This is a genomic window from Arachnia propionica (genome assembly GCF_003932785.1).
Lineage (GTDB): Bacteria > Actinomycetota > Actinomycetes > Propionibacteriales > Propionibacteriaceae > Arachnia > Arachnia propionica_B.
In genome coordinates this window covers 40262-48045 of sequence record NZ_RQYT01000020.1, presented here as the reverse complement: position 1 = coordinate 48045, position 7784 = coordinate 40262, and the positions used below count along the sequence as shown (strand labels likewise).

The 7784-nt window shown below is 69.1% G+C and carries 7 protein-coding genes; 1 reads left to right on the top strand and 6 read right to left on the bottom strand.

All coding sequences use genetic code 11. The annotated features are described in order from the left end of the window. Positions 1-539 (top strand): HNH endonuclease family protein (locus EII35_RS09265; RefSeq protein WP_221739722.1); only part of this gene is annotated, 539 nt, incomplete at its 5' end. Between the two features lie 436 nt (positions 540-975). Here the strand turns inward: EII35_RS09265 and EII35_RS16515 are convergent. The 6 genes from EII35_RS16515 to EII35_RS09235 form a co-directional block, all read right to left on the bottom strand. Further along, the gene (locus EII35_RS16515) at positions 976-1464 is read right to left on the bottom strand and encodes an excalibur calcium-binding domain-containing protein (RefSeq protein WP_125228186.1); all 489 of its coding nucleotides are present in this window, start codon (positions 1462-1464) and stop codon (positions 976-978) included. 76 nt (positions 1465-1540) lie between these two features. Next, a complete protein-coding gene (locus EII35_RS09255) occupies positions 1541-2518 on the bottom strand; it encodes a permease (protein WP_125228185.1) in 978 nt (325 codons plus the stop codon). Further along, entirely contained in the window at positions 2515-3270 is a 756-nt protein-coding gene (locus EII35_RS09250; RefSeq protein ID WP_125228184.1) for a TIGR03943 family putative permease subunit, read from the bottom strand. Before EII35_RS09250 ends, EII35_RS09255 begins: the two co-directional genes overlap by 4 nt. Before the next feature lie 63 nt (positions 3271-3333). Next, entirely contained in the window at positions 3334-4578 is a 1245-nt protein-coding gene (locus EII35_RS09245) for a hypothetical protein (RefSeq protein ID WP_125228183.1), read from the bottom strand. After that, positions 4575-7067 carry a glycoside hydrolase family 65 protein gene (locus EII35_RS09240; RefSeq protein WP_125228182.1) on the bottom strand — a complete coding sequence of 831 codons (2493 nt, stop codon included), beginning with the start codon at positions 7065-7067 and terminating at the stop codon, positions 4575-4577. Before EII35_RS09240 ends, EII35_RS09245 begins: the two co-directional genes overlap by 4 nt. Beyond that, positions 7067-7780: an HAD family hydrolase gene (locus EII35_RS09235; protein WP_125228181.1), complete on the bottom strand. Its 714-nt coding sequence runs from the start codon at positions 7778-7780 to the stop codon at positions 7067-7069. Before EII35_RS09235 ends, EII35_RS09240 begins: the two co-directional genes overlap by 1 nt. Positions 7781-7784 lie beyond the last annotated feature (4 nt).

The following is a 7784-nucleotide window of genomic DNA, read 5'->3' as shown; positions in this document are numbered from 1 at the left end:
TGGTTGAGGTGGAGCGGTGGGGTGCGTTCCTGACCTCGCGGTTGCCGGAGTTCTTGAAGGACTCCCGCGTGACGATCCGGCCGATCGTTGATCCACTCCACCACGCACCGGAGGATCTTCACGACCCCTCGCTCGGGTTGCGGACCGCGGTCACCGCATTGATGCCAGTCGATGTGTTCCCCTACGCCTCCCGCACCTCCAGGGCCTGTGATCTGGACCACACCATCCCCTACCGCGACGGCGAGACCGGGCAGACCCGGTGGGGCAACCTCGCCCCGTTGGCCCGCAGGTCGCATCGGGCGAAAACCTTCGGCGGCTGGGTCCTGACTCAACCCGCCCCGGGCTGGTTCCACTGGAAGTCTCCGGCAGGGTTTGAGTATCTCGTCCACGCCACCGGTGGCACGATGTGTCTCCGAACTCCGGAACCAGAACCCAGGCTGGAGGAGCCACCCCCACCCTGGCTGGACCCGCCCGAGCCCCCGGAGACCAGGCCGGTCGAATCCGAAGCCTGGGAATGGATCCAATACGCCCTCTGCTGAACATCCTCTTTACGCACCCGCGTTGACCGGGGCTGATTCCCCCTGCCCCCGGCCGGAAGAGCGTCGGTGAGGATCCTCTTTCTCCACGCTGGTCGAGCCGAGGGGTCCCTTTTCCCTCCGTTGGTCGAGTCGGGTCCCGGAACGAAGTGGAGGGGCCCGTGTCGAGACCCGGTGACAGTTCGCAGGGACCGTTGCGGAGGTCTCGACACGAGGCCTCCGGCCTCGGCTCGACCAGCGGAGAAGTACCGACCCGGGCGCGCATGTCGCCCGGGTGCTGGGCACTCTGCCCCTGGCCGATAGTTCCCTTCCTCCCGCTGGTCGAGCCGGGACCCGGAACGAAGTGGAGGGACCCGTGTCGAGACCCGGTGACAGTTCGCAGGAACTGCTGCGGAGGTCTCAACACGGAAGGCTCGACCAACGACGCCGTGACAGGCCGCTACTCGCAGGCCACCCCGTCGCCGTCGCGATCCAGCTTGGAGCTGTAGCCCGGGTCGCCCCGGTGGAGCGGCGTCACCCCCGCGGCCCTGGCCTCACTGCAGTTCTTGTAGTAGGCGCTTGACCCCTTCCTGGAACTCTCCTGCTTGCCCGCGTTGCTGTCCACCAGCCCTCGTGGTTCACTGACGGCCGTTTCCGTGACCACGGAGGTCACCGTCACGGTCGGAGCCGGTTGCGGTTCCGCCGTCACGGTCTCGGTCGCCATGACCGTGGCCGTCGTGGTGGCGGTCGCGGTGGCCGTCGCTGTGGCCGTGGCGGTCACCGTCGGGGCGGGCGCGACGCTCGTCGCGGACTGAGGGACCGCCGTGTGCGTCCCTTCCCCCGCTCCCCCGGCGCCGATCGCGATCCCGACGATCCCGGCCGCCGCCCCGATGAACCAACGATTCCGGAACAGCTTCTTCGCCGCCCCATTCCCCTGCTGTTCAGTCATGGCGCACAACGTAGTGAGGACGCCCAGACTCATCCATTCCTGTCGGCCATTCGGACAGTAAAGGTGTTCGGGGTCGTCAGAGCTGCCCGAACATGAGGGTGCCGACGATGACCGCTGAGGCCACGCAGCACACCAGGGTGAGCGGCATGAACCGGGTCGCGAACCGCGACCCGAAGGCCCCGGACTGCATGGCGAAGAGCTTGATGTCCACCATCGGACCCACCACGAGGAAGGCGAGCTGCGCCGTCGGGGAGATCGTGGAGAACGACGAGACGACGAAGGCATCCGCCTCCGAGCACAGGGACAGCACGATGGCGAGCACGGCCATCGCGAGGATCGCCGCCCACACGTTGTCCGTGAGGAAGGCAAGCACCCCCACGGGCAGCAGCACCTTGAAGGCGGCGGCCACGGCCGCGCCGATGACGAGGAAGCCTCCCGCCTGGAGCAGGTCGTGCATGGCCGTCTCCCGGAACACCGTCGCCCGGGTCTGGCCGTCGTGGTGGTGGCCGTCCTGAGGACGCATCCACTCCTGTTTGCCGACCGCCAACCACAGCCAACACGTCGCGACCACGGCGAGCAGCGAGGCGACGAGCCTCGCCCACACCATCATCGGGTTGCCGGGGAAGGCCACGGCCGTCGCGACGAGCACGATCGGGTTGACGGCGGGGGCCGCCAGCAGGAAGGCCAACGCGGCGGCCTGGGGCAGGCCACGACGCATGAGCGACTGCGACACCGGGACCGATGCACACTCGCACCCGGGGAGCACCATTCCCGCCACCCCGGCCGTCGGGACGGCCAGCAGCGGTGAACGCGGCGTGATGCGGGCCAGGAGATCCTTCGGCAGGAAGGCCGCGATGGCCCCGGAGACGGTCACGCCCAGCACCAGGAAGGGCAGCGCCTGGATGACGATGCCGACGAACAGGGTGCTCCACGGCACCAACGCCCCTTCGAGCCTCACGACCGGTCCCACCCGATCGGTGATCTGGAGCAGGACGATGAGCAGGATCACACCCAGGAAGGGCAGCAGCCAGACGCGGCGGAAGGTGGCGCTCACAGGTAGGGCTCCTCGGGCTTGGCGACGACCTCCACGTCGGTGGCGACGATGACCGGGAGCCGGTCACTGGCCGCCAGGTCGATCACCCCCTCGACCTCCACCCAGACGTCCCTGCCCTCCGGCATCGGGGCGCCCGTCACGACGGCGGCGAACAGGGTGGAGTCCGCCACGCAGCAGAAGATGCGGAACCGGTTGACCGTCCACTGCTCCTCCGGAAGGGTCGACAGCCGCCCCACGAAACCGAGGAGCCGCACCGGCTTGCCGACGAGTTCCTCCGGATGACCGAAGACGTATCGATCCGAGTAGTCCTGGAGGCTGAGCTCGTTGACCTCCTCCTCGTCGAGCGGCGGGAAGACCAGCGCCTCATCCGCCGCCACCCGCTGCTGCGGCTGCGCCTCCCTCAGCGCATCCGCACCCAACGACGACGGCACCGCCATCGCGAACAGCAGCGCGGGCACGAGCAGCAGGGCACCGACCTTCGGGACACCGTGGCCGTGGCCGTCAGCGGCTCCTCGCCGCCCGGCCTGCTCGGCGGTCTCGAGCAGGGTCCACAGCGCCAGGACCCCGCAGGCGATGCTCGCCGCCAGCAGATAGGGGCCGAGCCAGGCCTGGAGATAGTTGAGATAGGCCCCTGTCATGACCATCGAGAACACCACGGTGGCGAGCATCAACACGGCGGTCGCACCGAGCGACGCGCGCATCGTCTCGTCCAACCGGGTCCTCGGCCGGGCCTCGTTCTCCTCGTGGGTCATGCTCTTCCTGACTGGTCGGCGACAGGCCGGGGTTGACCCCCGCCCCCTTCGATTATGCCGGGCTCACCGGAAGGACTCCCCCACGAGCAGCCAGGCGACGGCGAGCGGATCGGCCCTACGGGACAGCGCGCACTTCAGACGCGACGCGGCGGCGTCGGCGACGGCCGCCAACTCGACGTGGTGGGGCGACTCCGGGCGCGACGCGAGCCACAACCGGGCCAGGGTCACGTCCCTGGCCGTGTAGGTCGGGGGTACGGAGCTCGGCAACCCGAACTCGAGGGTGGCCAGCAGCTCAGCGACTCCCCCATCCCCGTCGGCCGCGAGGAGGCTCCACGCGGGTCCTCCCGGTTCCCGGCACAGCTCGACCACTGGATCCACTCCGCCGCTGAGGAACGCCGCGATCGCCACGACCGCGCCGTCGTCGCTGCCGGGATGATCCGCGAGGAACCGCGTGGCCGCCTGCAACGGGTCGTCGCCGAGCGGCAGTTCCGTGCTGGAGGCCGCCCGCAGCGCCGCGAGGACACTGAACAGCGTCGGCTCCTCGAGTGAGGCACCCAACGCCACGTCGAGCCGATCCAGCTGTGCGTCATCGTTCCCAAGGCTTGGCTGGGACAGCAGCCAGGCCAGCAGCCACGCCTCGATGTCACGGTCCCGGCACCTGTCGAGGGCCGAGGGGACGATCCACTGCATCGGGTGGTACCACCCGACCTCCACCTCGGCCACACCGTTCGGGCCGTGAACGGCGAGCTGATGCAACCCCACCCGCCCCTGGACGAGGGAGGCCTCCTCGGTGGTGCGGAAGGTGAGGTCGGTCCCGGACAGGGCCACATCGAGGTCCCGCACCTCGATCTCCTGTCCCTCCGGCAGATGGCGACGTTCCGGCACCCAGGCGGGGAGAGGGAAGGCACCCCGTTCCACCGGCTCCTGCCGCCAGCGGGACCACACCCGCTGGCCGGGGGCGAGCCGGACGGTCTCCCCGAAGAGGCGCGCCGCAGGACCGGAGACGGGGTTGCGGGCGTCGCTGCACCATCCGCTCAGCATCCGCCACACGGCGGTGCCGCCCGGGGCGACGACGAATCCGACACTGCCGGACAGCCAGGCGACGGGGCAGTCGGGGTCCCAGTCGAGCAGCAGCCCCGCCGTGGTGGTCTCCGTTCCGCCCGTGTTGGTGAGCACCACGTCGAGGGAGGCCGCTGCTCCCCGATGCTGACGCACCTCGAGCTGCACCGGGCCGAGCCAGTACCCCGTTCCCTCGCTGTCCGGGATCTCGACGGCCCCGTCGGGCAGGTGAAGGGTGGGTTCGGTCACTCCCCACCGACCAGGTCGGTCACGGGGGCCTCCGGGACGATCGCGGTGACGACCGAACCGTCGGCGCGGCGGCCCCCGGTGACGGGGTTGCGCCCGGTGAGCGACGGCAACCGTTCACCCTGACCGTCAAGCGCGACCCGAACGGGCTCGCCCGGCTCCACCCGGATCAGACTGCCCCGCACCTCCAGTTCGACGGCATCGCCTGATTCGACGTCGAAGGTGATCGCGTCGGGCTGGAGCAGCACCCGCACCAACGATCCGCGGACCTGGATCGGGAAACGCATGTCGTCCCAGTCCTCGGGCAGGCGCGGGTCGAAGCTGATGTGCCCCTGGTAGTCCCGCATGCCCGCGAACCCGAAGATCAGGGCGTTCCACACGCCGCCCGTCGAGGCGATGTGGACACCGTCGCGGGCGTTGGCGTGGATGTCGGCGAGGTCGACGTACAGGCCCGTGAGGAAGTACTGCATCGCCATGTCCTGGTAGCCGACCTCCGCCGCGATGACGGACTGGACCACTCCCGACAGCGTCGAGTCGCCGGTGGTGATCGGGTCGTAGTACTCGAAGTCGGCGCGTTTCTCCTCGCGGGTGAACTGATCCCCCTGGAGGAACAGGGCGAGGACGACATCCGCCTGCTTGAGCACCTGGAACCGGTAGATCACGAGCGGGTGGAAGTGCAGCAGCAGAGGGAACTTGTCCGCCGGGGTGTTCTCCAGGTCCCACAGCTCGCTGGTGAGGAACTTCTCGTCCTGCGGGTGGATGCCGAACGTCTCGTCGAAGGGGATCACCATGCCGTCGGCGCACCGGTCCCACTCGGCGACCTCCTGCGGTGTGACACCCAGGGTCCCGATGACGCGCTCGAAGGCCCAGGGGTCCTCGACCTCCATCTCCCGCATGAGGGCGGCGGCCCGACGCAGGTTGGCGCGGGCCATGACATTGGTGAACATGTTGTTGTTCACCACGGCCGTGTACTCGTCGGGCCCGGTCACCCCGTGGACGTGGAATCGTTCGCGGCCGTCGGCCTCGGTCCGCCAGAACCCGAGGTCCGCCCAGAGCCTTGCGGTCTCCACCATGACGGCGGCACCATCGCGGTACATGAACTGGATGTCGCCGGTCACGTCGCTGTACTTGGCGAAGGCGTGGGCGATGTCCGCGTCGATGTGGTACTGGGCGGTGCCGGCGGCGTAGTAGGCCGACGCCTCCTCCCCGTTGATGGTGCGCCACGGGAACAGCGCTCCGTCCTGGCTGAGCACCCGGGCCCGTTCCCTCGCCTGCGGCAGCAGCCCGACGCGGTAACGCAGCGTGTTCCTGGCCACCCGGGGGGCGGTGTACATGAGGAACGGCACGAGGTAGATCTCGGTGTCCCAGAAGTAGTGGCCCTCATACCCGGATCCGGTGACCCCCTTGGCGGGAACCCCCAGCTGGTCGGAGCGGGCGGCGGCCTGGGCCAGCTGGAACAGGCACCAGCGCACGGCCTGCTGGATGGCCGGCTGCCCACCGATCTCGACGTCGGAGTCCTTCCAGAAGACGTCCAGCCACGCGCGCTGGGCGTCGAAGAAGTGGTCGAAGCCCTTGTCCCGCACCCTGTCGAGGGTGCGTCGGCACCGGTCGTACAGTTCGATGACGGGCACGCCCCGGGACGTGTGGTAGGCCACCGCCTTCCGGATGACCATCGGCACCCCGGCCCTGGCGTCGATCCGGTAGACGAGTTTCGCCTGATCCTCCTCCACCCGGGTGACCACCTCGAACGGGTTGGAGGTGTCCAGGTGGTGGTCGGCGGCGACGCACAGGGTCATGCCGGAGCCGGTGGTCTCGTAGCCGAGGGCCATCCGGGTGTCCTCCTCCCACTGGCCGCGGGGCTGGAGGACCCGCCCGTTGAAGCGCCCCGCCCGCCGCGGGTCGAAGCCCTCCTCCTGGGAACGCCGGTGGTCGTCGAAGCCGTCCTGCCGGTTCACGATCTGCGACGACAGCACCACGGGCGCATCACCCCCGATCATCGTCAGCTCGATCTCGAACAGGGCCAGGTGGCGGTCGGTGAAGCTGACCATCCGTCGGGAACGCAGCTGGAGGCGTTTGCCCGACGGGGTGCGCCACACGATGCTGCGGGTCAGGCACCCCTCCTTGAGATCCAGGGCGCGCTCGTAGGAGTCAAGGTCCGAGATACCGAGGGTGAGAGGTTCGTCATCGACGTAGATCTTGATGAGCTTGGCATCCGGGACGTTGACGATGGTCTGGCCGGTGCGGGCGAACCCGAACGCCTCCTCGGCGTGCTTGATGGGCCAGGTCTCGTGAAAACCGTTGATGAAGGTGCCGTGGGCGTAGGACTTGCGCCCCTCCTCGGGATTGCCCCGCATGCCGAGGTAGCCGTTGCCGACGGAGAACAGGGTCTCGGTGACGCCGAGGTCCTCAAGACTCGGCTCGAGTTCGACGAACCGCCACGGCTCGACGGGGAACCGGGAACGGTTGAGCGGGTCGGTGGCGATCCAGCGCATCAGTCCATCAGCCTTTCGAGGTCGTTGACGACGAGGTCGGCGCCCGCCTCGGTGAGCGCCTCGACACCCACGCCGCGATCGACGGCGACGACGAGTCCGAAGTCACCGGCGGCCCCGGCCTGGACCCCGGAGAGGGCGTCCTCGATGACGACGGCCCGCTCGTGAGGGGTGCCGAGCAGGTCGGCGGCGTAGCGGAACGTGTCCGGCGCGGGCTTGCCCCTGAGGTCGTGGGCCAGCGCGACCTTCCCGTCGACGATGACGCTGAAGTGCTGCTCCAGCTGGGCGGCCCTGAGCACCGGGACGGCGTTCTTCGACGAGGACACCACCGCCAGCCGGGCGCCCCGGCGGGCGAGTTCCTCGATGAGGGCCTTCGAGCCCGGGTAGGGGGTGACGCCGTCGCGGGCGATGATCTCGTTGAAGGCGTCATTCTTCCGGTTGCCGAGACCGCACACCGTCTGCTGTCCGCCGTCGTCGTCCGGTTGCCCCTCGTCGAGGGTGATCCCGCGGGAGGCGAGGAAGTCGCGTACCCCGTCGTAGCGGGGTTTCCCGTCGACGTGGGCGTAGTAGTCCGCATCGGTGTACGGGGACTGGTCGCCGAGACCCGAGAGGAACTCGTTGAACATCTCGGCCCAGGCGCGCATGTGCACCTCTGCCGTGGGGGTGATGACTCCGTCGAGGTCGAACAGGTATGCCTCGTACTGGCTCAGATCCATGCGC